This is a genomic window from Nocardia arthritidis NBRC 100137, assembly GCF_001612765.1.
In the GTDB taxonomy this organism is placed as follows: Bacteria; Actinomycetota; Actinomycetes; order Mycobacteriales; family Mycobacteriaceae; genus Nocardia; species Nocardia arthritidis.
This window is the reverse complement of sequence record NZ_BDBB01000031.1, coordinates 21111-45609: the sequence shown is the minus strand read 5'-3', so window position 1 is coordinate 45609 and position 24499 is coordinate 21111. Positions and strand designations below refer to the sequence as shown.

Below are 24499 nucleotides of genomic sequence, written 5' to 3'. Positions count from 1 at the left end.
CCCGGCTGGCCCGGCTGGCCGGCGCGCCGCTGCTGCGCGAACTCGACCCGAGCGGCCGGCTGCGCGCGCAGCTGACCGGCGCGGAACCGGAGATCAGCACCTACCACTCGTACGCGGGCAGGTTGCTCACCGAACACGGCCTGCTGCTTCCGGTGGAACCCTCGGCGGCCCTGCTCACCGAGACCCAGCTCTGGCAACTCGCCCACCAGGTGGTCCGCACCTGGGACGGCGACCTGGAGACCGAACGCACCCCCGTGTCGGTCACCGAGGCGGTGCTCGCGCTGTCCGGACAGCTCGCCGAGCATCTGGTCGAGCCGGAGGAACTGGCCGAGGCGCACACCGAACTGGCGAAGCTGGTGCACACGCTGCCCGCCGGTCCGCGGCAGCGGGGCGGGCCGAGTCAAACGCTGCTCAACATCGTGCAGGTGCAGCGGGAGCGGGTCGCGCTGCTGCCGCTGGTGCAACAGCTCAGCGAGGCGTTGCGCCGCCGCGGCGCACTGGATTTCGGCGCGCAGATGTCCCTGGCCGCGCGATTGGCCGCCGAGCACCCCGAGGTCGCCGCCGCCGAACGCGCCCGGTTCCGCCTGGTGCTGCTCGACGAATACCAGGACACCGGCCACGCCCAGCGCGTCCTGCTCGCCGCCCTGTTCGGCGGTGCGCCGGAGGGTGCGTCGGACCAGGTATCGACGCACAGGGTCGACGCACCCGACGTATCTCGGGAAGCGAATGGTGATTGCGCCACCGCCGGAAGCCGGGATTCGCCACGCGCAGAAGTCTTTACCGATTCCGAGCGGGTGGTGCGCCCCGGCGCGCATCCGCAGAATGTCGGCCAGCCGCTCTGGGGTGGCTCGGCGCCGGGCGATGTGTCGCCCAGTTCGGCCGCGCACGCCGATTCGCCGGGACAGGAAGGGTATCTGCGGCGCGGCGGCGCGGGCGAGCCGGGCGAGCTGAATCCACAGTGGCCCAGGGTGGATGGAGATCAGCCGGACGCCAGCACGGCGGCCCGCGAGCCACACGGCCTCGGTGGGAGCCCGGATGTGTCGGGCGGAGGCGCTTTCAACTCCGCGCGCGACGAGACGCATCTCGATCCATCTACGGGGCAACGGGGGGCGTCGGTGGACGATGCTCGCGATCCGGCCGCCGACCGGCTCACACAGGGCAGCCGTGCCCCGCAGTCCGGCATGGGAAAGCGCGAGCCGGACCAGATGCCGGACAACGAGTCTTCGCAGACCGCCGGCGCCCGTCCCGGCGACTCGGCGCCAGGCATGCGGCGCGTCGACACGGGGGGAGAAGGGCCACCGCGGTTCGCCGGTGCGCATGACCCGCACGCCCCAGCCCAGCGGCGCGATCAGCGCTCGCAACCGCACGACGGGCAACGCCTTGCCGTGACCGCCGTGGGCGATCCGATGCAGTCGATCTACGGCTGGCGCGGTGCCTCGGCGGCGAATCTGCCCCGGTTCGCCACCGATTTCCCCACTGCGCCGGGCGTTCCCGCACCCACGCTGGCGCTGCTGACCAGCTGGCGCAATCCGCCGGAAGCGCTGGCGCTGGCGAACCTGGTCGCGGAACCGTTGCGGCGCAAGGCTATCGAGGGCGGCGGGGTGACGGTCGACGCGTTGCGCGCCAAGCCCGACGCCGGGCCGGGGCTGGTGGCGCTCGCGTTGACCGACACCGTCGCCGCCGAACGTGACTGGGTGGCCGAGCGGATCGCTGCGGAGTGGACCGCCCGGCGCGCGGCGCAACAGCCCCCGCCCACCTCGGCGGTACTGGTGCGGCGCAACGCCGATGCCGCACCGCTCGCGGAAGCCCTTCGCGCGCAAGGGCTTCCGGTGGAGATCGTGGGGCTCGGCGGATTGCTCGCCACGCCGGAGGTCGCCGACGTCGTCGCCACCCTGCGGTTGATCGCCGAACCCGGCTCGGGCAGCGCCGCCATGCGCGTGCTGACCGGCGCGCGCTGGCGCATCGGCGTCGCCGACATCGCCGCCCTCGATCGCCGCGCCAGGGACCTGTCGATCCGGCGTCCCGGTTCCCAGGGTCCGGCCGAGATCGCCGACGGTGCCGCGCTGGACGAGGCGTTGCGCGAGGTGGCGCCGGAACCCGCCGAACAGGCCGGGCTGGCCGACGCGATCGCCGACCCCGGTCCGCCGGACCAGTACTCCTCCGCCGGGTTCGCCCGTATCGAGGCGCTGGGCCGGGAGTTGGCCGCGTTGCGCGAACGCAGCGGTCAACCGCTGGCGGAATTGGTCGCCGACGTCGAGCGCACCATCGGCGTCGGTGTGGAGACCCAGACGCGGCGAGCCATGGCGGGTACCGGGGCCGGACGCGAGCATCTGGACGCGTTCGCCGAAGTCGTAGCCGGGTACGCCGCGGACACCGGCGCCTCGCTCGGCGGGCTGCTCGCGTTTCTCGCCGCCGCGGAGGAGGTCGAGAACGGTCTGGAGCCGGGCGAGGTCGAGGTCGCCAAGGACCGCGTGCAGGTACTGACCGTGCATGCGGCGAAAGGCCTGGAATGGGAGATCGTCGCGGTCCCGCACGTGGTGGAGGGCGTGTTCCCGTCCAAAGTCGGCTCCGGTACGTGGCTGGGCGCGCTGGCGGAACTGCCGACGTCGCTGCGGGGTGACCGTCAGCAGGACGACGCGGCCGAGGGCGTGCCCGTACTCGATCTCACCGACCTGTACGACCGCGCGGACCTCGACCGCGCGATCAAAGCGCACAAGGAGGCGCTGGAACGCCGCCGGATCGATGAGGAACGCCGCCTGTTCTACGTCGCGCTCACCAGAACCGAACGCGTCCTGCTGGTTTCGGCCCACCACTGGGCGGAGACCGGCAGTTCCCCGAAAGGACCCTCGGATTTCCTGCTGGAACTGAAGCACGCGCACCAGGACCCGCAAAGCCCAGCCCACGACGTCTTGACGATCGACCGCTGGGACGACCCGCCCGCCGCCGACGCCGTCAACCCCTTCACTGACAACCCGGCGACCGCCGAGTGGCCGCGCGACCCGCTCAGCACCCGCCGCGACCCCATCGAACAGGGCGCCGCGCTGGTCCGCGCCGCGCTGGCCGAACTGCGTGCCCGTCCCCCCGATGCCGAGCGCCACGGCCCGGACTCGTCCGGCGCCGCCGCGGACCGCAGCCCCGGACCCGACCGTGTCGAGATGGCGCCCCCGCCGCCGGAAGACGAGCCGGATCTCGCGTACGAACCGGACTACTACCCGCCCGACGATGAGTACCCGCCGGACGAGTTCGCGAATGACTTCGAAGTCATCGCAACCGAATACGCCGACCCCTACGCGGACGTCGAACCCTATTTCGGTACGGCGCCGGACCCGGTGGAGGAATACCTGTCCGCAGGCGAGCCGGCATTCGCCGCGACCGGTTTCGCTCCGCCCCCGCCGGAGGACCGGTTCCGGCCCGAGCACACCCAGCCCGCGCCCGACCCCGGCGATCCCGAAGGCTGGGCCGCCGACGTCGACGCCCTGCTGACCGAACACCGGGCCGCCGCGGTCGCCGCCGAGGAGGTCGAGCTACCCGGTCAGATCGCGGCGACCGCCCTGGTCGAGCTGCGCGCCGACCCGGCGAGACTCGCCGCCCGCCTGCGTCGCCCGTTGCCCTACCCGCCGAATCCGCTGGCCCGCCGCGGTACCGCCTTCCACGCCTGGGTGCAGCGGTGGTTCGGCTCCACGCGCCTGCTCGGTCTGGACGAACTGCCCGGTGCGGCCGACAGCGGTGCGGCCGACGCGGGCCTGGACGCGGAGCTGACCGCGATGCAGGAGGCGTTCCTGAACTCGCGGTGGGCCGATCGCAGCCCGATCGAGGTGGAGATTCCGTTCGAGACATCGATCGCGGGCACCGTCATCCGCGGCCGGATGGACGCGGTGTTCGCCGAACCGGGCGGGCGGTGGACCGTGGTCGACTGGAAGACCGGCGCAGAGCCCAGCGCCGCCGAGGAAGCGGCGGTCGCCATGCAGCTGGCCGTCTATCGCTTGGCGTGGGCGCGGCTGATGGCCGCGCGCGAGGGACGGCCCGAGCACGAGATGCTGGACCGGATCGGCGCCGCGTTCCACTACGTGCGCACTGGTCGCACCATCGCGCCGGTCAACCTGGCCGGTCCGCAGGAGCTGGCCGAGTTGATCAGGAACGCCGCGCCCGCCGGCTCACCGCCAGCGCCTGAGTGACGAGCGGAATCTGCAACGGCAGCCGCAGCGCCGAGCCGATCTTGACCAGCCGCGGCGCCTTCTCGCTGGCCAGCATGTCCGCGGTGAACTGCACGTTGGCCGGGAGCACCGCGATGAACAGCAGCGCCGCGAGGCGTCCGCCGATGCTGCGGGTACGCGGAATCGCGAGCGCGGCGGCGACGCCGATCTCGGCCACGCCGGAAGCGTAGGTGTAGTCGCGAGCGCGTCCGGGCAGGAAGCGCGGCACGATCGAATCGAAAGGCTTCGGCCGGACGAAATGCAACACCCCCGCGCCGAACAGCAGGGCGGCCAGCGCCAGCGCAGGCCGCCGCCCGCCGTCGGACACGGATGTCAGCGTGTTTTCAGCCATGAGGAAACCCTTACATCCAGGCTGCTTCGCGTCGAGCCCGGGTCGCTCCGAGCCGGACCCGATTGTCCGCGTCTCGAACGGCGCGCAGGCCCGAAACCCGCATGGTCCCGTCGGCGGGAGACCGGCAATCGCCCGTAGCGAGCATCGTCCGTTGACGACGCGGCCCGCGCACCTCGACTCCCGGTTTCGAGCGAAGCGGGACCGAGTATGCGCCGTTCGCCGGCCGTAAAAGGGCCGCGAACACCCAGCGCCGCAGGCGCTGGAAAAACAAACACAGTAGGCTCCCCTGCTGTGCCGGAGGGACGAGGAATGCCGGGGATGACCGACGCTGGCGACGAGATGACGGGTGTGCCCTGTGTTCGGTGAGCGAGCGCGCAAACTGGAATTGGCCAGCCGCCCCGATTTCGCCTTGGTCGGCGTGCTGCGCATCCCGGAAGTGCAGACCAGTCCATGGATTTCACTGACCAGGCGGGTGCTGTTCGCGACCGCGCTGCTGTTCCTGGCCGCGCTGGTGGTCTACATCGGGCGCGACGGCTACCACGACAACTCGGCCAGCGAACTGTCGTTCCTGGACGCGTTCTACTACGCGACGGTGTCGCTGTCGACCACCGGATACGGCGACATCCACCCGGTGACGCCCGAGGCGCGGCTGGCGAACATCGTCATCATCACGCCGCTGCGCATCCTGTTCCTGATCGTCCTGGTCGGAACCACACTCAGCGTGCTGACCGAACGTTCCCGGCAGGCTTTCAAGATTCAGCGATGGAGGCACACCGTGCGCAATCACACCGTGGTCGTCGGATACGGCACCAAGGGGAGGACCGCGATCGACGCCATGCTCGGTGACGGGGTGCAACCCGCCGACATCGTCGTGGTCGACACCGACATGATCGCCTTGGAGGCGGCCGCGAACGCCGGGCTGGTCACGGTGCACGGCTCGGCCACCCAATCCGACGTGCTGCGGCTGGCCGGTGCGCAGAACGCCGAGTCGGTGGTCGTCGCCACCAACCGGGACGACACCGCCGTGCTGGTCACCCTGACCGCCCGCGAGCTGAACAAGGCCGCCAAGATCGTGGTGTCGATCCGGGAGGCGGAGAACACCCATCTGGTGCGGCAGTCCGGCGCGAACTCGGTGGTGGTGTCCTCGGAGACCGCGGGCCGGTTGCTCGGCATCGCGACGACCACCCCCACGGTCGTGGAGATGATGGAGGACCTGCTCACCCCGGAGGAGGGCTTCGCCGTCGCCGAGCGTGAGGTGGAGTCGTCCGAGATCGGCGGCTCGCCGCGGCATCTCAGCGATATCGTCCTCGGCGTGGTGCGCAACGGGGTGCTCCACCGGGTCGGCGAGCCGGAAGTGGACGCGGTCGAGGCGGGCGACAAACTGCTGTACATCCGCCGGGCGGGCAAGTGACCCCGGCGCGGACCGGGTGGTAGCTCGGGCGCGATAGTCTCGAACCGTGCCGGCATTTCAGCTCAATGGTGTTCCCTTGCTCTCCCGTACCGTCATCGATCGGGCCGAGCAGATCCGAGGTGATGCCCAGGCTCTGAAGGAGGGCTGGGCCGACGCCAAGCTTCTGCGGGTCAACCGTCGCGGGCAGGTGCGCTTCGAGGGGAACGTTCTGGTCCTGGACGCGGCCCTGGAGTTGTCCGCCGAACCCAGTCCGGCCGCGGTGTTCCTCGGCGTCGAGGACGGCATCCATCTGTGGGCCGTGCGCGATCCGGAACTGGAGGGCACGCTGACCGATCTGCGCGCGCTGGCCGGCGGCACCGTCGACGACCGCACCGCCGGGCTGCTGTCCACCGCGATCGCGCTGCTGAACTGGCACGACAAGGCCGGCTTCCACGGCGCGGACGGCACGGTGACCATTTCGTCGAAGGCCGGATGGTCGCGCGTCACCGAGAGCGGTTACGAGGAGTTCCCACGGATCGATCCGGCGGTGATCTGCCTGATTCACGACGGCGGCGACCGGGTGCTGCTCGCGCGCCAGAACAGCTGGCCGAGATCGCTGTTCTCGCTGCTGGCCGGGTTCGTCGAGGCGGGTGAGTCGCTCGAACGCTGCGTGGAGCGCGAGATGCGTGAGGAAGTCGGTCTCGACGTGCGCGAGATCAGCTATCTGGGCAGCCAGCCGTGGCCGTTCCCGCGCTCGCTGATGCTCGGCTTCGCCGCGGTCGCCGATCCCGCACAGCCGCTGATCTTCTCCGATGGCGAGATCGTCGAAGCCGACTGGTTCACCCGCGCGCAGGTGCGGGAAGCTCTGGCGGTGGGCGATTGGTCGAAGCGGGACGAGGGCGCCCAGCTGCTGCTGCCCGGCTCGATCTCGATCGCGCGCACCATCATCGAATCCTGGGCCGCGATCGACTGACGCACTCGCGCGCGGGCCGATGCGACCCGCGCGCGGCTGATCAGGACAGACCGGCGAGGACCTGCTTGACGGCGGCCAGCGACGGGTTCGTCGCGGTGGAGCCGTCGGCGAACTTCACAGTGGGCACGACGTGGTTGCCCCCGTTCACGCTGCCGACGAACTCGGCCGACACCGGATCTTGCTCGATGTCGATCTCGACGTAGGTGATGCCCGCCTCTTCCAGCTGCTTCTTGAGCCTGCGGCAGTAGCCGCACCAGGTGGTCGAGTACATCGTCAAAGTGGGGTTCGCGTCAGTCACGGACACTGCAACGCTGGACGGCTGCCCACTGTTCCAACTCGAACTTCTTCGCGCCTTGCCTCTCATTTAGTATGCGCGCATACTAAATGGATGACGCTCATCGCCACCGCGCACGCCTGCTCCAGTGCTCCGCCCACCGCCTTCTTCGCCCGCTGGGCCGACATGGCGACCTGGCCGGAATGGAACACCGACACCGAGTGGGTTCGCCTGGACGGACCGTTCGCCGAGGGCTCGACCGGGACGTTGCGGCCGAAAGGCGGGCCGAAGGTCCGATTCGTGATAGAGCGCCTGACCGACCGCGAGTTCATCGATGTGTCGAAGTTGCTCGGCGCGCGGCTCACTTTCGCTCATGAAGTCGCCGTCGCCGACGGCCGCACCACCATCACGGTGACGGTCTCGATCGACGGACCGCTGCGACGGCTGTGGACGAAGATCCTCGGCGCGGGGCTGGCGAAATCCGTACAGCCCGACCTGGACGCGCTGGTCGCCGTCGCGGAGGGGATCGCGGCGTGAGTGGCCGAGACCTTCGGCGAAGGCTCGCGGCGGACGCCCGCCGCACCGGCGGATCGTCGTGGTGAGCGAGCGTCGGCCGAAGTACCCACCGACATCGAGGAGTTGCGTGCCGATCTGGAATTCACCAGCGTGCCGAATTGGGGCACGTTCTGCGCCGCGGCCTGATAGAACGCCGCCTGATAGAACGCCGCCTGATAGAACGCCGCCTGATAGAACGCCGCCTGATAGAACGCCGCCTGATAGAACGCCGCCTGATAGAACGCCGCCTGATAGAACTCAGCCCGCACGATTACGCGCTGATCGCGCGGGCGATGACCGAGGAGTGTGGAAGGCCGATGCAGGCGGACGACGGGCGGCTGCGCTCCAGATTCCACACGGCCGAGGAAAGCCCCGGCCTGTTGCTGTGGCAGGTGACCAATCGCTGGCAGGCGGCGCAGCGGGCGGCGCTCGCTGCGTTCGATCTGACCCATGTGCAGTTCGTGCTGCTCGCCTCGCTGACCTATCTCGCCGCCGGTCGCGCGGACCCGGTGCGGCAGCGTGACCTGGCCGAATACGCCGCTACCGACCCGATGATGACCTCCCAGGTGGTGCGCACGCTGGCGCAGAAGGGCCTGCTGGAACGCCGCGACCACCCGAGCGATCGACGGGCAAAGGCCCTGGTCGCCACCGAAGCAGGGGTGGCACTGGTCAACCGGGCCATCGTCGCGGTCGAGGCGTGCGACGCGGAGTACTTCGCCCCGCTCGGTGCATCGGGCGGCGTTTTTCTCCGGTACTTACAGCTACTGCGCGACCGCTGATCGGTTGGGGGCTGTCCACCTGCTCGGCGCCCGCCCGCTGGTCAGAGCCGTGGCCTACCACGCCTGTGGGCAAGCCGCGGTCCCTGGGCCTTCCGCACCGGGGCGCGGAACACGGCGCCGCACTCGCCTCGAAGCGCGGCACGTCGGCAGTGATGTAGGTGGCCGAGTCCGATGTGTTGGTGATGTCGATGGATCGCGGTTGTCAGCTGCGTCGCCGACATCATGAGGTGTCGGATGACCTCGACAGCGGTCGGTCCGCACCGTTCGTCGGTGCGATTGTCCGCGGTGACGTCGGTGCGGGCTCGGGCGGACGCCCGCACGGTGGGTGTCGGTGGGCGCTGTCATGATGGACCGCGTGCCCGCTCTCGACCTCGCAGACCTCGATCCCGAGCAGGCCGCCGCCGTGCGCGCGCCGCGCGGTCCGATGTGCGTGCTCGCGGGCGCGGGGACCGGCAAGACCAGGACCATCACCTATCGCATCGCGCATCTGATCGCGCAGGGGCATGTCAAGGCCGATCAGGTGCTCGCGGTCACGTTCACCGCGCGGGCTGCGGGCGAGTTGCGCACCCGGCTGCGCGCGCTCGGCCTCGGCGGCGAAGCGACCCAGGTGCAGGCGCGGACGTTCCACGCGGCGGCGTTGCGGCAGCTGAAGTATTTCTGGCCGCAGATCGTCGGTGACGTGCCGTGGCGGCTGATCGATGCCAAGTTCCCGATCGTCGCGCAGGCGGCGCAGCGGGCCGGGCTGTCCACGGCCACCGACAGCGTCCGCGACCTGCTGAGCGAAATCGAGTGGGCGAAGGGCTCGCTCATCGCACCGGAGGACTACGTGGCGGCGGTCGCGAAGCAGCGGCGCGAGACGCCTTACGAGGCACTGCGGGTCGCCGATGTCTACGCCGGTTACGAGAAGCTCAAGGCGACGCCGGACGGGCTGCTGCTGGACTTCGACGACCTGCTGCTGCACACGGCGGCGGCGCTGGAGGACTATCCGGCGGTGGCCGACGAATTCCGCGGCCGTTACCGCAGCTTCGTCGTGGACGAGTACCAGGACGTGACGCCGCTGCAACAGCGCGTGCTCGACGCGTGGCTCGGCGACCGCGACGATCTGACCGTCGTCGGCGACGCGAACCAGACGATCTATTCGTTCACCGGCGCCACGCCGAGCTACTTACTGGACTTCTCCCGTCGTTTTCCCGATGCCACCGTGGTCCGCCTGGAACGCGACTATCGCTCGACTCCGCAGGTGGTGTCGCTGGCCAATCGGGTGATCGGAGCGGCGCGCGGGCGCATCGCGGGCACCAGGCTGCAGTTGATCGGCCAGCGCGCCGACGGACCCGAGCCGGTGTTCGCCGAATACGACGACGCGCCCGCGGAGGCCGCGGCGGTGGCGGTGGCGATCGGCAGGCTGATCGAGGCCGGCACACCGGCCGCCGAGATCGCCGTGCTCTACCGGATCAACGCCCAGTCCGAGAGCTACGAGCAGGCGCTCACCGAGCGCGGCATTCCCTACCAGGTGCGCGGCGGCGAGGGTTTCTTCGCGCGTGCCGAGGTCAGGCAGGCCGTGCAGGCGCTGCGGCAGGCCGCGTCGCGCGAGGATCTACCCGACCAGGCGCGCAGTGGCAATGCCCTGGTCTCGCTGGTGCGCGCGGTGCTCGCCCCGCTCGGGCTCACCGCCACCGAGCCCGCGGGCGCGCAGGCGCGGGAACGGTGGTCCTCGTTGATCGCCTTGGTACGCCTGACTGAGGAACTGGTCGGCCACGACGACCGGCTCGACCTGACCGGTCTGCTGCGCGAACTCGCGGCCCGCGCCGAGGCCAGGCATCCACCCACGGTGCAGGGGGTCACGCTGGCCTCCTTGCATGCCGCCAAGGGTCTGGAGTGGGATGCGGTGTTCCTCGTCGGCTTGTCCGACGGCACCATGCCGATCGCGCACGTCCTCGCCGACGACGGCTCGGTCGCCGACGAGGCGGCGCTCGAGGAGGAGCGGCGGCTGCTCTACGTCGGCGTCACCAGAGCGCGCGAACATCTGCGGCTGTCCTGGGCGCTGGCCAGGAACGAGGGCGGAAGGCGCTCCAGGCGGCGTTCGCGATTCCTCAACGGCCTCGTCCCCGACGATTCGCCCGCCTCGCGGATCGCGGCCTCGCCGCCTGCTTCGAACGGCGTCCGCCCGACCTGCCGGGTCTGCGCGAAACCGTTGATCGGCACCTACGCCACCATGCTCGGCCGCTGCCGTCGCTGCCCGGCCGAACTGGACGCGGAATTGCTTGCGGCACTGCGGGACTGGCGCGCGGAGAAGGCGCAGGCGCTGCGAGTCCGCGAATTCGTCGTGTTCACCGACACCACACTCACCGCGATCGCCGAACAACTGCCCGCCGATGACGCCGCGCTGGCCGCGATCGCGGGCATCGGTGCGAAGAAGATCGACCAGTTCGGGGCCGACGTGCTCGCGATCGTGGCGTCCCGGCTTCGATCCATATCACAAAACCGCAGGTAGAAAATAGGTTGTCGCGCTCGAAGATCTTGCCTATGGTGTTTTTACGCACCGGGAGGGCATCTCGGCGCGCACAGTTAGCGACACAACGAGTACAGGAGGGAGGCAGAGCAGTGGACAACATCATGAACTTCGGCGCCAGTGGCGTTGCGGTCTATGCGCCCATGGCGGCCTCCCGGGGGATCCTCGCCTTGCAGGGGATCGGTGTGTCCGGAATCGGTGCGTTCGGCACGTCGTGCATGCAAGTGAATTCCGTTGCGATGCACACGTCTATCCGCACCGAGATCCAGGGCAAGCCCAGCGCGGGCTGGCACCCGGCGGCTGCCGAGGCAGCAGTCGGTGTCTTCGCGGCTGAAGCCGGCTTCGAGCCGGCGGATCCGCTGGCAGCACGCCTCCGCACCGCACACCCAGCGATCGTGTTCAGGACTCGACACAGATGTCGACCTAGGTAGGGAGCTCCTCCCCGACCTCCTGGCCACGGATCGCACGACAGCGAAACCGTGGCCAGTATTCTCCGGCCCTTCAGCCGACCGGCACCGGTTTCGCCACAACAAACGAACCGCTGCAACGAGCTGAAGGAGAACGACGTGTTCACCGCACAGGGTTGGCCGCAGGCCACTACTGACGTGACATGCCGAACCGTGGCGTCGACTACCCGGACCCAGGAGATCACCAAGGTCCTGCCCTGCCGTGCTGGAGACCCGGACCTCTGGTTCGCCGAGAGCCCGGTCCAGTTGGAGCAGGCCAAGGCGCTGTGCGCGACCTGCCCGATCCGCAAGGGCTGCCTGAGCGCCGCCATGGATCGTCGTGAGCCATGGGGTGTTTGGGGCGGCGAGATCTTCGACCAGGGTGTCGTGATCGCCCGCAAGCGTCCCCGCGGCCGTCCGCGCAAGGTCGCGGTCCCGGCATGAGCCGGGGAGTGATTTCCCTCCCTCCGGTCGATGTGCTCGATTCCGTCGGTCCCGGCACGGACCGAGCCAACGAACGAGAAAGCAGACCAGCCGCCCACCGTCGCCCGGTGGGCGGCTGGTCTGCGTCGATGTTCGATGTGCGGCGCCCATGGCACCGCGTGCGGGCGGTCCCGGGAAGTCTTGCCTGCGAGCGACCGAACTCGCGCCTGCGGCGCATGCACTTCGGTCACTCGCACGTGAGCCGGACCGCGAACGTGCGCTCTGCCTGATCTGCCGCGCCTACGGCACCGTGGGGCCGCGGCCCTCCTGAGGCTCGTGTACGAGCGACCGCGACTCTTGGGCTGCGGCGCAAACGTTTCGCCACACGGAGACAAGCCGGGCCGCGAACAGTGCTCGTAAGACTCGCACTCGGCGGGGCTGGGAGTGCAATGCACACTGATCCGGGGGTCAGGAGGCCGTGCGCTCCTCGCTGAAGCCGGGCATCCAGGTTCGGACGAGTTCCATGAACGGCAGCTCGGCGTCGAGTTGCGCAAGAATGCCGACGGAGCCGCCGAGGACGCGGAAGATCATCACGTATTCCGCCGGAAGTTGCAGTGCCCGCGCTGTTTTCATTTCCGGGCTGGCGAACTCCGACGCCTTGCCCGCCACCCGCTGCATCCACCTGCGGGTGAAGTGGAACGAGTCGGCCTGGATCGGGTCGGTGAACGGCCGCAGATAGTCGGCGATCTCCTGGTGGGTGACCACTCGGCCAGGGATCACCCAGCCGTGGTCGTACAGCAGTTCGGTGAGTTCGGCGAAGCGCTGCTCGACCGCGAGGGCCAGCATGCGGCCCAGCACCACGGGGAAGCCGTCCGGCATCGGTGCGCACGCGCCGAAATCGATGACCGCGAGCTTGCCGTCGGGCAGCATCATGAAATTGCCGGGGTGCGGGTCGGCGTGCAGGAGTCCGACGACCTCCGGGGAGGAGAAGTGGAACCGGCCCATGAGCCCCGCCACGCGATTGCGCAGCGCGAGGGTGCCTGCCGGATCCTCGGCGCCCTGCTTGATGATCGTCGAGACGGCGACGCCGTCCAGCCACTCGGTGACGATCACCTTCGGCGCGCTGGCCACCACCTTGGGCACCACGATCTCGGCGTGCCCGTCGAAGCCCTTGGCGAAGGCGCGCTGGTTGGCTGCCTCGTTGCGGTAGTCCAGCTCTTCCTCGGTGCGTTCGGTGATCTCGGCGAGGATCGGCTTGACGTCCGCACCGGGGATCACGGACGCGACCAGACCGGACATGCGGGACAGGGTTTTGAGATCCGCGCGCAGCGCCTCGTCGGCGCCGGGGTACTGCACCTTCACCGCCACGGTCCGCCCGTCCGACCACACCGCCCGGTGCACCTGCCCGATGCTGGCTGACGCGGCCGGAATGTCGTCGAACTCGCGGAAGCGGGTGCGCCACTGGGTGCCGAGCTGCTGGTCGAGCACCCGGTGGACGGTGGCGGCGGGCATCGGCGGCGCGGCGGCCTGCAGCTTGGTGAGCGCCTCCCGATAGTGCTCGCCGAACTCCTCCGGGACCGCGGCCTCCATCACGCTGAGCGCCTGCCCGAACTTCATCGCGCCGCCCTTGAGCTCGCCCAGCACCGTGAACAGCTGCTCGGCGGCGCGTTGATTGAGCTGCGCGTTGATCTCGGACTTGTCGCCTCCGGCGAGCTTCTTGCCGAACCCCACCGCCGCCCGTCCGGCGATGCCGAGCGGAATCTTGGCCAACTTGGCGTTGCGGGACGAGCGACGGCGCACGATCTCAGACACGTACCCATCATGGCGGACGGACCGGCCGATCTGCCACGGCAATCTTGATCACGCCCGGGCTGCGGCGGCGAGGCCTGCGGAAATGCGCGCACACGCGCATGCGGGATGGCGGTCCCATCCGCGCCGATCGAGGACATGTGAATCGAGATCCAGTTCCAGAGTCGCGTCCAGGGTGGCCGGCGTGCGCCGCGGTGAGCAGGCGATGATCGCCTCCAGTTCGCTGAGGGCGACCGCCGTCGTCGCCGCGATCCCGGCGGGTGAGGCGTGTCCGACACGGCCGAGGAGTTGGGCCGCCAGATGCGGCCAATCGGCGTCGTTCTGCGAGCGGATCAGGTCCGCGCAGCGCAGACAGCTGGTCACGCCGGGCAGCACCAAGGGCCCTATGACGCCCTTGTTGTCCCGGATGCGCATTTGCAGATGGGGAATGCGGTGCAGTACCAAGGCGCTCACCAGCCGCGGATCGGGCATCAGCGTGTCGGCGAGTACGACGAGGTCCGCTCCCCAGGACCGCACCGTCGCCGTGCCGGACGGATAGTCCCGGGAACGGCTCGGCCGCACGCCCAGCGCGCGCAGCCCGGCCGACACCGCGTCCGAGAGCGGGCCGAGCCCATGCACCCGCACCGCCCGAACCTGGCCGGCTCGGTCCTGCGGGTGGTCCAGCAGCCCGGCTTCGTCGACCAGCGTGAGCAATGCCACAGCCCGTTCGGCATCGATGCCGCACTCTCCGGCCCGCCAGATGATCTGCGGCTTGGTGCGCAGACCATCGAGCAGGCGGAGGAAGGTGAGAACGGTCTCGGCGTCCATGCCTTCCGGGCCGAGCACCACCGCGGTTTCCGGATCGCACCCGAGTTGGACGACACCGGTCGGGCGGACCAGCACGGTCACCCTCGGACGCAATCGAGGACCACGACATATCGCTGTCATGTCATCAGTATGCGGATCGCAGGGTGCGCGGCTCGCTCCGAAATCCTCAGTTATCCACAGGATTTCACTTCATCCACAAGGCGGATCAGGCGGATGCGCCGCCCTCTTTGCCCAGGTCGGGCCCGGCGTCGTCATCCTTGTGCTCGCGCGCGGCCTGCTCGCGCGCTTCGGTTTCGGCCAGTTGCGCGAGCGGATCGTCGAACACGGCCGCGCCGCCGCCGATCACCGAGTCGATGAAGCCCGCGGGGGAGTCCAGATCGTCGGAGTCCGGCAGCAGGTCGGGGTGCGCCCAGACCCGGTCGCGCGCGGTCATGCCGGCATCGTTGGTGAGCCTGCGCCACAGTGCCGCTGCTTCGCGCAGCTTGCGCGGACGCAATTCGAGACCGACCAGCGTCGCGAAGGTCTGCTCCGCGGGCCCGCCGGTGGCGCGCCGCCTGCGCAGCGTCTCGGCCAGCGCGCCCGCGCCGGGCAACCGATCGCCGACGGCCTCGGCGACCACCACCTGCACCCAGCCCTCGATGAGCGCCAGCAGCGTTTCCAGCCGTTCCAGCGCCTGCTTCTGCTCCGGGGTGGTCTGCGGCTCGAAGGTGCCCTGCGCCAGGATCTCCTCGAGCTTCGCCGGATCGGTCAGCGACATCGGATCGATGCCCTGCGCGGCCTGCTCCAGCGCGGAGAAGTCCATCCGGATGCCGCGCGCGTAGTCCTCGACCGCGCCGAGCACCTGCTGGCGCAGCCACGGCACGTGGGCGAACAGTCGCTGGTGGGCGGCTTCCCGGGCGGCGAGGAACACCAGGATCTCGCTCTCCGGCTGCTCCAGCCCCGCACTGAACTCCGAGATCGCCGCGGGCAGCAGCGCCGCGGTGCCGGTGGGGCCCAGCGGGAGTCCGATGTCGGTGGAGGTCAAAACCTCTTTGGCGAGCTGCCCGAGCGCCTGGCCGAGCTGCGAGCCGAAGGCCAAGCCGCCCATCTGGCCCAGCATGCCGACCATCGGCGCGGCGAACTGCTTGGCCTCCTCGGGCAGCGCAGACGTCCACATCCCCGAGATCTGCTGGGCCACCGGGTCGCACAGGCGTTGCCAGGTGGGCAGGGTCTGCTCGATCCAGTCGTTGGCGGTCCAGGCGACCGTCTTGGTGGCCCCCGCGGGCAGGGTGGTCGCGCTGTCGAGCCAGAGTTCGGCCAGATGCGCGGCGTCGGCCACCGCGCTCGCGGCGCCCGAGGACACGGGGGCGACGGACGAGCCGAGCTGCTGGCGGGCAAGTCGCTTGGCGACGTCGTAGTTCACCGGCCCGGCCTGCGCGGAGCCGGGTTGCCCCATGCCGCTGAGCATCTGGCCGAGCGAGGTCAGCATCTGCCCGAGTTGCGCCGGGTCGAATCCGCCCGCGCCGGACCCGCCGATACCGAAACCGAGCGGGTCGTTCGGACCGGGACCGCCCGGCTCGTCACCGCGCTTACGATCGTCGTCGTCGCGGTTCGAGAATCCGAAGGGGAGGTCGTTCATGCCCTTCACGTTACGCGCGTAGCACAGCGTCCCGATGTTCGCGCGGCGCGAAACCGGCGGCGGCGCGCCCGGGGAAAATGACCGCCTCCGGCGCCTCGCGTCGCCTGCTGTCATTACTGTGGTCCGGGTGAATCGTCGGATCCTCACCCTGGTGGCCGCTCTGATCCCGGTGCTCGTGCTCGGTGTCCTCGGCAGTGTGCTGACTGTGCCGTTCGTCGCACTCGGGCCCGGTCCCACCTTCGACACTCTCGGCGAGGTGGACGGCAAGGATGTCGTCGACGTGCGCGGCACCGAAGTCGATCCGACCACGGGTCATCTCAACATGACCACGGTGTCGGTGCGGGACGGGCTGAGCATCTTCGAGGCGTTCGGCTTCTGGGCCAGTGGCAAGCACGGCCTGGTGCCGCGCTCGGAGGTCTACCCGCCGGGCGTTTCGCGCGAGGAGATCGACAAGTCCAACCAGGAGGACTTCAAGGACTCCGAGGGCAACGCCGAGGTCGCCGCGCTGCATTACCTGCGGCTGCCCACGGTGGTGCTGCTGCGCAAGGTGACCGACGACGGGCCCGCTCACGACGTGCTGCGCGCGGGCGACGAGCTGATCAGCATCAACGGCACGCCCGTGACGGCGCCCAAGGACGTCGTCACCGCGGTCTCGTCCCAGGCGCCGGGCAGCACGCTGACCGTGGTGTACCGGCGCGACAGCGCCGAGCAGACCGCGACGATCGTCCTCGGCGCGCGCCCCGACGACCCGGCCAAGGGCTACCTCGGCGTGACGCCGGGGGAGGGCGCCCGGCCGCCGCTTCAGGTCGCCTTCAACCTCGCCGATATCGGCGGACCGTCCGCGGGACTGATGTTCAGCCTGGCCCTGATCGACAAGCTCTCCCCCGGCGAGCTGGACGGCGGCAAATTCGTGGCGGGCACCGGGACCATCGACCAGGACGGCAAGGTCGGTCCGATCGGCGGCATCCAGTACAAGATGATGGCCGCGCGCGACGCGGGCGCGGAGACCTTCCTGGTCCCGGCCGCCAACTGCAACGAGGCCAAGCAGCGGACCCCGGACGGCCTGCGGCTGGTGCGCGTCGAGAACCTCACCGGCGCGGTGCAGTCGCTCACCGAGATCAACACCGGCAAGGAACCGGTCAGCTGCGGCTGACGTCGCGACGCGAGGCCGGTGACCCCGGCCGGAAGCCGCGAGACCCGGTCCGGGTGCGCACCGCGTGCGCGTAGCAGGGCACGCGGGCGGCTTCCCGTGCGGCGAGCAGCAGCAGGATCTCGCTCTCCGGCGGCTCCAGCCCCGCATCCGAGATTGCGGCAGGCGACAGCGCCGCTGTGCCCACGGGTTCCGGCGGGCGGCCGAGGTCAGTGTCAGCGCGCCTCGCCGGCGAGCCGGCCGAGCGCTTGGCCGGGTCTTTTCACTCGAGGGTATGGTGCAGCGCCTCGACCAGGTTGGGCGCCAGGTTGGGATAGGTGCGCAGGTCGAGGTCGCCGAAATCGTCGGCGTCGTCCTCGGGGCGCAGTTGCAGCAGGCACAGCGACGCGCCGTCACGCAGCACCGCGGCGAACAACCGGGCCTCCCGGCGCTCCGGGTGCGCCTCGGCGGCGGCGCGCGCGGCCGCGTCGGCGGCGTCGTGATCGGCCAGCAGCGGCGCGAGCGCGTCGTCGAGCGTCGACTCGGCGTCCGGCGGGAGCACCACGATCTCCTGCACCAGCACACAACCGCGGACGGCGGGAGGCCAGCTGGTGGTGGCCAGGAATTCGTCCAAGGCGATCGAGCCGCCGGTGATGTCGTCCGGGAAAGCCTCCTGCGCGACCGGCGTCAGCTCGTCGCCCTCGTCGAGCTGCTCCTCCAGTTCCGGCTGCGCCGCGACCAGGTCCGCGGTCGGCACCAAGGCGAACATCTGCGGGGGACGCCCCCACCCCTCGGCGTCGACGAATTCCGCCACCTCCCGGACGGATCGGGCAAGGACGAGTTCGGCGTGCAGGTCTGGGGTCACGCGAACATCCAATCAAACGGCCGACGGGGTCAGCCGGAAACCCGTGCGATCGGTTCCCCGGCGCGGCGATCGCAACCCTGCCAGCTGCATGGTGTCCGATTTCCGTAGAGTGGGCCGGGACGGTCCGCAAGGACCACCCGCAACATCGGACTGCGGCGCATCGGCCGGGCGTATCGGTGCGAGCGTCGCCGGACCTTGGAGAGTGGCATCGTGGGCATGCGGCCCCCCACCGGCTTACCTTCGCTGTCCCGACGCAGCCGTGTGCTGCTGGTGGCAGCCATCGTCCTGGCGGCATTGCTGCTGCTCGGGCCGCGGCTGACGGACACCTACACGAATTGGCTGTGGTTCGGCGAGGTCGGCTTCCGCAACGTGTATCTCACGGTGTTGCGGACCCGGGTCCTGCTATTCCTCGTCGTGGCGGCATTCGTCGGACTCGTGGTCTGGCTGGCGCTGCTGCTGGCCTATCGGTCCAGGCCGGTGTTCGTGCCGGTGGCGGGCCCGAACGATCCGATCGCGCGCTACCGCACCACCGTGATGAGCAGGCTGCGGCTGTTCGGCGTCGGCATCCCGGTGCTGCTCGGCCTGCTGTCGGGCCTGGTGGCGCAGTCGAACTGGGTGACGGTGCAGTTGTTCCTCCACGGCGGTTCGTTCGGCGAGAAGGACCCGGAGTTCGGCCTCGACGTCGGCTTCTACGCCTTCGACCTGCCCTTCTACCGCATGGTGCTGAACTGGCTGTTCGTCGCGGTGGTCATCGCGTTCTTCGCCAGCCTGGTCACCCACTACGTCTTCGGCGGACTGCGCCTGACCGGTCGCGAGGGCACGCTCACCCGCGCCGCGCGGATCCAGCTCGCGCTGCTGGCCGGAACCTTCGTGCTGCTCAAGGCGATCGCGTACTGGTTCGACCGCTACGAGCTGCTCTCCAGCAGCCGCAAGGAACCCACCTTCACCGGCGGTTCGTTCACCGACATCAACGCGGTTCTGCCCGCGAAGCTCATCCTGCTGTCGATCGCGGTGATCTGCGCGCTGGCCTTCTTCGCCGGCATCGTGCTGCGCGATCTGCGGGTGCCGGCGATGGCCGCCGCGCTCCTGGTGCTGTCGTCGATCCTGGTCGGCGCGGTGTGGCCGCTGGTGGTCGAGCAATTCTCCGTGCGTCCCAACGCCGCGGACAAGGAGAGCGAGTACATCGAACGCAACATCGCCGCGACCAGGCAGGCGTTCGGCATCACCGATGACAGGATCGACTACAAGGACTACAAGGGCGAGAGCAACAAGAACCCGCTCGAGGTGCCGGTGGACGCCGCCACCATCGGCAACGCCAGGTTGCTCGATCCGAACATCCTCTCGCCCACGTTCACTCAGCTGCGCCAGCTGAAGAACTTCTACGGCTTCCCGGAGTCGCTGGACATCGACCGCTACAACCTCGACGGCGACGTGCAGGACTACATCGTCGCCGCCAGGGAGCTCTCGCCCGCGGCGCTGAGCGGCAACCAGACCGACTGGATCAACCGGCACACCGTCTACACCCACGGCAACGGCTTCGTCGCCGCCCCCGCCAACCGGGTGAACAAGCCGCCGTCGGACGATCCCAACGCCGCCGGGGGCAGCGGCGACGGCGGTTACCCGATCTTCATGGTGAGCGATCTGTTCACGCCCGCGGACAAGCAGCGGATCAGGGTGGACCAGCCGCGGGTGTATTTCGGCGAGCTGATCTCACAGGCGAACCCGGACTACGCGATCGTCGGCGCGATGGACGGCCAGCGTCCGCGCGAGTACGACTCCGACACAGCGCAATTCACCTACACCGGCAAGGGCGGCGTGCCGATCGGCAACTGGTTCAACCGGTTGGCCTTCGCGGCCAAGTACGCCGAGCGAAACATCTTGTTCTCCTCGGCCATCGGTGACGACTCGAAGATCATCTTCAACCGCAGCCCGCGCGAGCGGGTGCAGAAGGTCGCGCCCTGGCTGACCACCGACGGGAACGCCTACCCCGCGGTGGTGGACGGACGGATCGTCTGGATCGTGGACGCCTACACCACGCTGGACAACTACCCGTACGCGCAGAACACCGAGCTGGAGGGCGCGGTCGAGGACAGCATCGACAAGAAGACCGGACGTCTGCTGCCGCGCAAGTCGGTCAGCTACATCCGCAACTCGGTGAAGGCGACGGTCGACGCGTACGACGGCAGCGTCACCCTCTACGAGGTGGACTCCTCGGATCCGGTGCTGCAAGCATGGCGCGGGGTGTTCCCTGGCGCGGTGAAGCCGGAGAGCGAGATCTCGCCGGAACTGCGGGCGCACTTCCGCTATCCGGAGGATCTGTTCAAGGTCCAGCGCGAAATGCTGTCGAAGTACCACGTGGACGATCCCCGGGAGTTCTTCACCAACAACGCCTTCTGGTCGGTGCCCGCCGATCCGACCACCGAGGGCGGGACCACCGCGAATCAGCCGCCGTATTACGTGCTGCTGGGCGACTCGAAGACGAACAAGCCCACGTTCAATTTGACCAGCGCGATGACCGGCTACAACCGGCCGTACCTCGCGGCGTACATCTCGGTGCGCTCCGATCCGGACGGGTACGGGAAATTCACGATTCTTCGATTGCCCACGGATACACAGACATTGGGTCCGCAGCAGACGCAGAACCGGATGACGACCTCGCCGGACGTATCGCGCGAGAAAACGCTGCTGTCGAATTCGAACAAGATCAAATATGGCAATCTGCTGACCTTGCCGGTCGCGGACGGCGGCATTCTTTATGTGGAGCCGTTCTACAACGAACGCAACACCGGGCCGAACACGGCGACCTTCCCGCAGTTGCTGCGCGTGCTGGTGAGCTATCGGGACGAGGCGGGCAACGTCAAGGTGGGCTACGCCTCGACATTGGCGGACGCGCTGAACCAGGTCATCCCGGGTGCGGGGGCGCTGGCGACGCCGTTCGGCGGTGACTCGGGCACCAGGCCGAAGCCCGGCACCGCTCCGCCGCCTGCCGATCAGGGCAACAACGGGACCGGCGCTGCCGCGACGCCGCCGCCCGCGTCGGTCTCGCCGCCCACGGCGGGATCGTCCACCGCCAAGGACGCCGCGGCGGCCGAACTCAACCGGAAGATCGAGAATGTGCGAAATGCCATGCGCAGCGGCAACTTCCAAGATTTCGGCCGGGCATTGGACGAGCTGGAAGCCGCCGTCAAGGCGTACCAGGACGCGGGTCGCTGAATAGCGACGCCGTTCGAACAGCCCCGAACACCGAAGACGCCGCCATCGTTCACGATGGCGGCGTCTTCGGTGTTCGTGACGCGGGACGGGTCAGCGACCGAGAGCGTCGATCAGCGCGCTGTTCTGGCTGAGGATCTGCTGGAGCTGGTCCTTCACGCCGTACTGCTCGGCGAGCTCGTCCGCGGCGGACCGGCCCTGCTCGACCGCCGACTGCGCGGCGCTGACGGCGGGCTGGGCGGGTTCGGGCACGGCGGGCAGTTCCTCGGCCTCGACGAGGGGCTCGGGCTCGGAGGTGCCCGGGCGCAGGTACTGGCCGCACACCGGCCACGCGCCGGGGCCCTGGGTGGCGAGCACGTTCTCCGCCACCCGGATCTGCTCTTCCTTGCTCGCGTTGTGCGCGGAGCCCCTGCCGCCGTTGGCGGCCCAGGTGCTCTGCGAGAACTGCAGGCCGCCGTAGTAGCCGTTTCCGGTGTTGATCCCCCAGTTGCCACCGCTCTCGCACTGTGCGACGCCGTCCCAGTCGTGGGACGCCGCGGAGGCGGAAGCGGTGGAGAATGCGAACGGGACGGCAACAAGAGCGCCGGTGATGGCGGCGAGGCCGAGGGCGCGGGTGCTGATCTTCCGGTTCTCAGTCATGGTCGTTTCCCTCCCTGCGCCCGCCGGCACGGCGATGGAACTGCGCCGCGTCCCTGTCCCCAGGTCGTCGGGGATCCTCGAACCGCGGGACAGGGTTGCCGGTGTTCGGCGGTTCGAGTTCGAGCCCGTCTCGGATGATCCGGGCCGTGGATTGACGGTAACGAAGAAATCTCAGCAGATCACATCTGGATAACGCCGGAATTGCATGAAGCGAATAACGGGAATATCCCCGTTTTTCCAGGTGGGAAACGGCATCAACACGCCGGTGCGGAGGTAAGTTATCGCATCGTTATGTGAGTGAGATCACGTCGAAATGGTGAATTAGGTCACGTTTGAAGTGGCCAACGTGTGGCAAATCTTGCGCGCGCGTTGTTGAATGTGCTTGTCGCCGGGATTGTCGTCGCGCCTTCGGGGTCGCGCGCATGTTCCTGTCGACGGCTCCAGTGGTCCGTCTACCGCGGCGAAACCGCTGCTGAGCTGGCGATTTGCAGACTGTGTGAACCCGTGTGTAATGTTGTGTTCACCGACGCGGGGTGGAGCAGCTCGGTAGCTCGCTGGGCTCATAACCCAGAGGTCGCAGGTTCAAATCCTGTCCCCGCTACTAGCGAAAGGCCCGGAACCACGAGGTTCCGGGCCTTTTCGTTTTCGTTTTCGATGCTCCGGTTCGGCAGTCTTCGGAGATGTCCGCCCGTTCTGGTGGGTCTACTGCCGGTGGAACCGCTCCCGAACGGCGTCCATGCGGGCGCGCAGTTCCTCCGGGCTGATCACGCCGAGGTCCATCAGCGCGTGCGCGGTGACCACCACGGAGCGGGTGCGGACCGGGAAGTCCTGGTAGATGGTCTCGCCGAGCTCGTCCTCGGCATGGCGGCGCTCCAGATTGTCCAAGGCGCCGCGCCAGGAGAGGCATTCGCACATGGCCTGCATGCTGGACTCCCATGGGTCGGGCTTGCGATCGAGGTCGGGCAGGGTTCTCTCCCGGCGTGGCGCGGGTCCCAGCGTGTTCAGCAGGACTTCGTACGGACCGCTCGTCACCGGCGTCCCTCCTGTCTCGGTGCGGTCTCGACTCGGTTCGGCGGCTGCTGCGCGGTCCAGTCGACCTGGGGCAGCGCCACTCCGATCATGGTGTCGCGGGTGACGATGGCGGCCAGCTGCTCCTCGGTCCAGCCCTCGGTACCCTCGGGGCGCATCGGCAGCACCATGAACCGGGATTTCTGGTTCGAATCGTGCACCCGGATCTCGACGTCGGGCGGGAAGTGCAAGCCGAACTCGGCGAGTACCTCGCGGGGCCAGCGCACCAGGCGGCGACGGTAATTGGGCGTGCGATACCAGTCCGGGGACATCCCGAGAACCGGTCGCGGATAGCACGAACACAGCGTGCACACGATGACGTTGTGCACCTGCGGGGTGTTCTCCAGCACGTAGAAGTAGGTGTAGTCGCTCGGCGTCCCGGATCCGGTGGGATCGCGCCAGTCGATGCCGACCTCTTTGCACGTCTCGGTCCCGTCGGCGAGCAGGCGTGCCTTGAAGTCCGGGTCGGTCCACGCCTTGGCGACCAGTCTCGATCCGCCGTGCGGACCGACCGATTCTGCCCACTCGGCGAACCTGCGGTGGTCTTCCTGGGAGAAGAGCCCCTTCTCGATGGCCAGTTCGCGGACCGCCGTCTCGAGCACTTCGAATTCGCTGATCTCGTCGCTCGTCCGGATCGGCGCGTGCGTGTCGTGATCGTGGGTCCGGCTCACTGGGCGTCCTCCTCTGCGGGCTCGAGCCAGCGCTCGGAGACCTCCGTCTCCAAGGTGTCGGCGTCGAAGCCGGTGTATTTGGGCCACAAATCCTTCTGACGGAATCGCACGACGTAGAACGGCTCGACGCGACCGTCCTCGCGCCCCCACGCCTCGTCCTCCGGGATGATCCACTCCGGCCGGTACTCGACGACGACACCGGTGTGCCCGCGGGTGTAGGCCTGGGTGCGGGTGTGGAACATCGAGGTGGCGTCGCGCACCCGCACGTGATCGCCGATCCGATACTTCCTGCTCATGGCCGCGCCTCTCTGCGGGCGCGCACCTCGTCCAACTTGGCCGAGAGTTCGTCGGGGGTGATCAATCCCTTGGCGACCAAGGTCTTCGCCGCCACGGTCGCCCAGCGCGCGTAGTACGGGAGGCCGAAGTACAGCGTCGCGCCGAGGTCGTTCTCCGCTCGCCTGCGTTCCTCGGAGTTCCACACGCCGCGCCAGCCGAGGCATTCGCACGTGATGTAGGTGCTCATCTCCCAGGGCTCTTCCTCCTTCTCCCGGTACTCGACCGGGATGTCCGGTTGGCCGCCGACGTCGTGCAGAACGTGCCGAAGCGCGGCGAACAACTCGTTGGAGATCTCGTAGGGCGAATCCAGCGGTTCGCGGAAGACCGGTGCGAGGTCCGCGACGCGTTGCTGCAACTCGTCGAATCGGTTCGGTGCGCTCATGATGCCTCCGTAGCGACGGATGCGGTGTCTCCGGCGGGGCAGTTGCGGTGGATGTGCGCGCGCACGTGCGT

Annotated in this window: 23 protein-coding genes and 1 tRNA gene; 12 read left to right on the top strand and 12 right to left on the bottom strand. The window is 69.1% G+C overall.

Annotated elements, in window-relative coordinates:
- On the top strand, positions 1–4175 hold a 4175-nt coding region (locus NA8_RS35260), incomplete at its 5' end, for a 3'-5' exonuclease (RefSeq protein ID WP_063052213.1).
- Here NA8_RS35260 and NA8_RS21850 read toward each other — a convergent pair.
- Positions 4132–4545: a DoxX family protein gene (locus NA8_RS21850; protein ID WP_063052212.1), complete on the bottom strand. Its 414-nt coding sequence runs from the start codon at positions 4543–4545 to the stop codon at positions 4132–4134. The genes NA8_RS35260 and NA8_RS21850 overlap by 44 nt on opposite strands.
- Before the next feature lie 355 nt (positions 4546–4900).
- Here NA8_RS21850 and NA8_RS21845 point away from each other — a divergent pair, with 355 nt between their 5' ends.
- Both NA8_RS21845 and nudC read left to right on the top strand, forming a co-directional pair.
- Positions 4901–5956, top strand: a complete 1056-nt coding sequence (locus tag NA8_RS21845) for a potassium channel family protein (RefSeq protein WP_063052211.1) — start codon at positions 4901–4903, stop codon at positions 5954–5956.
- Positions 5957–6002: 46 nt separating this feature from the next.
- A complete protein-coding gene (nudC, locus tag NA8_RS21840) occupies positions 6003–6908 on the top strand; it encodes an NAD(+) diphosphatase (RefSeq protein WP_063052210.1) in 906 nt (301 codons plus the stop codon).
- Between the two features lie 40 nt (positions 6909–6948).
- On the opposite strand, the gene NA8_RS21835 is transcribed toward nudC, so the two are convergent.
- Positions 6949–7179, bottom strand: a complete 231-nt coding sequence (locus NA8_RS21835; RefSeq protein WP_157106829.1) for a mycoredoxin — start codon at positions 7177–7179, stop codon at positions 6949–6951.
- Between the two features lie 117 nt (positions 7180–7296).
- On the opposite strand from NA8_RS21835, the gene NA8_RS21830 reads away from it, so the two are divergent.
- From NA8_RS21830 to NA8_RS21810, 6 genes are all read left to right on the top strand, one after another.
- Positions 7297–7719: an SRPBCC family protein gene (locus tag NA8_RS21830; protein WP_063052208.1), complete on the top strand. Its 423-nt coding sequence runs from the start codon at positions 7297–7299 to the stop codon at positions 7717–7719.
- Positions 7720–7884, top strand: a complete 165-nt coding sequence (locus NA8_RS33915) for a hypothetical protein (RefSeq protein WP_157106826.1) — start codon at positions 7720–7722, stop codon at positions 7882–7884.
- Positions 7857–8516: a MarR family winged helix-turn-helix transcriptional regulator gene (locus NA8_RS21825; protein WP_245663943.1), complete on the top strand. Its 660-nt coding sequence runs from the start codon at positions 7857–7859 to the stop codon at positions 8514–8516. Before NA8_RS33915 ends, NA8_RS21825 begins: the two co-directional genes overlap by 28 nt.
- 343 nt (positions 8517–8859) lie before the next feature.
- Entirely contained in the window at positions 8860–11007 is a 2148-nt protein-coding gene (locus NA8_RS21820; RefSeq protein WP_063052206.1) for an ATP-dependent DNA helicase UvrD2, read from the top strand.
- A 110-nt stretch (positions 11008–11117) separates the two neighbouring features.
- Entirely contained in the window at positions 11118–11456 is a 339-nt protein-coding gene (locus NA8_RS21815) for a hypothetical protein (RefSeq protein ID WP_063052205.1), read from the top strand.
- Between the two features lie 135 nt (positions 11457–11591).
- Positions 11592–11915 (top strand): WhiB family transcriptional regulator, encoded by a 324-nt coding sequence (locus tag NA8_RS21810; protein ID WP_157106825.1) that lies wholly within the window; start codon positions 11592–11594, stop codon positions 11913–11915.
- A gap of 447 nt (positions 11916–12362) precedes the next feature.
- Here the strand turns inward: NA8_RS21810 and NA8_RS21805 are convergent, their stop codons facing one another.
- From NA8_RS21805 to NA8_RS21795, 3 genes are all read right to left on the bottom strand, one after another.
- On the bottom strand, positions 12363–13706 hold the full coding sequence (locus NA8_RS21805; protein ID WP_063052204.1) for an ABC1 kinase family protein: 1344 nt from the start codon (positions 13704–13706) through the stop codon (positions 12363–12365).
- 48 nt (positions 13707–13754) lie between these two features.
- Complete coding sequence (locus NA8_RS21800; protein ID WP_063052203.1) at positions 13755–14630, bottom strand: hypothetical protein; 876 nt, start codon at positions 14628–14630, stop codon at positions 13755–13757.
- A gap of 85 nt (positions 14631–14715) precedes the next feature.
- The gene (locus tag NA8_RS21795; protein WP_063052202.1) at positions 14716–16128 is read right to left on the bottom strand and encodes a zinc-dependent metalloprotease; all 1413 of its coding nucleotides are present in this window, start codon (positions 16126–16128) and stop codon (positions 14716–14718) included.
- Positions 16129–16255: 127 nt separating this feature from the next.
- Here NA8_RS21795 and NA8_RS21790 point away from each other — a divergent pair, with 127 nt between their 5' ends.
- Positions 16256–17281 (top strand): YlbL family protein, encoded by a 1026-nt coding sequence (locus tag NA8_RS21790; RefSeq protein WP_218019492.1) that lies wholly within the window; start codon positions 16256–16258, stop codon positions 17279–17281.
- On the opposite strand, the gene NA8_RS21785 is transcribed toward NA8_RS21790, so the two are convergent.
- Both NA8_RS21785 and NA8_RS21780 read right to left on the bottom strand, forming a co-directional pair.
- Positions 17268–17465 carry a hypothetical protein gene (locus tag NA8_RS21785; protein ID WP_063052200.1) on the bottom strand — a complete coding sequence of 66 codons (198 nt, stop codon included), beginning with the start codon at positions 17463–17465 and terminating at the stop codon, positions 17268–17270. The genes NA8_RS21790 and NA8_RS21785 overlap by 14 nt on opposite strands.
- Before the next feature lie 75 nt (positions 17466–17540).
- On the bottom strand, positions 17541–18122 hold the full coding sequence (locus NA8_RS21780; protein WP_063052199.1) for a PPA1309 family protein: 582 nt from the start codon (positions 18120–18122) through the stop codon (positions 17541–17543).
- A gap of 210 nt (positions 18123–18332) precedes the next feature.
- On the opposite strand from NA8_RS21780, the gene NA8_RS21775 reads away from it, so the two are divergent.
- Complete coding sequence (locus tag NA8_RS21775; RefSeq protein ID WP_063052219.1) at positions 18333–21335, top strand: UPF0182 family protein; 3003 nt, start codon at positions 18333–18335, stop codon at positions 21333–21335.
- 90 nt (positions 21336–21425) lie between these two features.
- Here the strand turns inward: NA8_RS21775 and NA8_RS21770 are convergent, their stop codons facing one another.
- Positions 21426–21971 carry a transglycosylase family protein gene (locus tag NA8_RS21770; RefSeq protein ID WP_063052198.1) on the bottom strand — a complete coding sequence of 182 codons (546 nt, stop codon included), beginning with the start codon at positions 21969–21971 and terminating at the stop codon, positions 21426–21428.
- A gap of 527 nt (positions 21972–22498) precedes the next feature.
- On the opposite strand from NA8_RS21770, the gene NA8_RS21765 reads away from it, so the two are divergent.
- Positions 22499–22572 (top strand) — tRNA-Met (locus NA8_RS21765).
- Positions 22573–22673: 101 nt separating this feature from the next.
- Here the strand turns inward: NA8_RS21765 and NA8_RS21760 are convergent.
- Genes NA8_RS21760 through NA8_RS35790 form a run of 4 tightly spaced genes read right to left on the bottom strand, consistent with a single transcriptional unit; the run spans position 22674 to position 24428 of the window.
- Entirely contained in the window at positions 22674–23003 is a 330-nt protein-coding gene (locus NA8_RS21760) for an SH3-like domain-containing protein (RefSeq protein ID WP_063052197.1), read from the bottom strand.
- Positions 23000–23710: a thiocyanate hydrolase subunit gamma gene (gene scnC / locus NA8_RS21755; protein ID WP_063052196.1), complete on the bottom strand. Its 711-nt coding sequence runs from the start codon at positions 23708–23710 to the stop codon at positions 23000–23002. Before scnC ends, NA8_RS21760 begins: the two co-directional genes overlap by 4 nt.
- Entirely contained in the window at positions 23707–24006 is a 300-nt protein-coding gene (locus tag NA8_RS35795; RefSeq protein ID WP_063052195.1) for an SH3-like domain-containing protein, read from the bottom strand. The genes scnC and NA8_RS35795 overlap by 4 nt, the downstream gene beginning before the upstream one ends.
- Positions 24003–24428, bottom strand: coding sequence for an SH3-like domain-containing protein (locus NA8_RS35790; RefSeq protein WP_063052194.1), 426 nt, complete (start codon positions 24426–24428; stop codon positions 24003–24005). The genes NA8_RS35795 and NA8_RS35790 overlap by 4 nt, the downstream gene beginning before the upstream one ends.
- Positions 24429–24499: the final 71 nt, after the last annotated feature.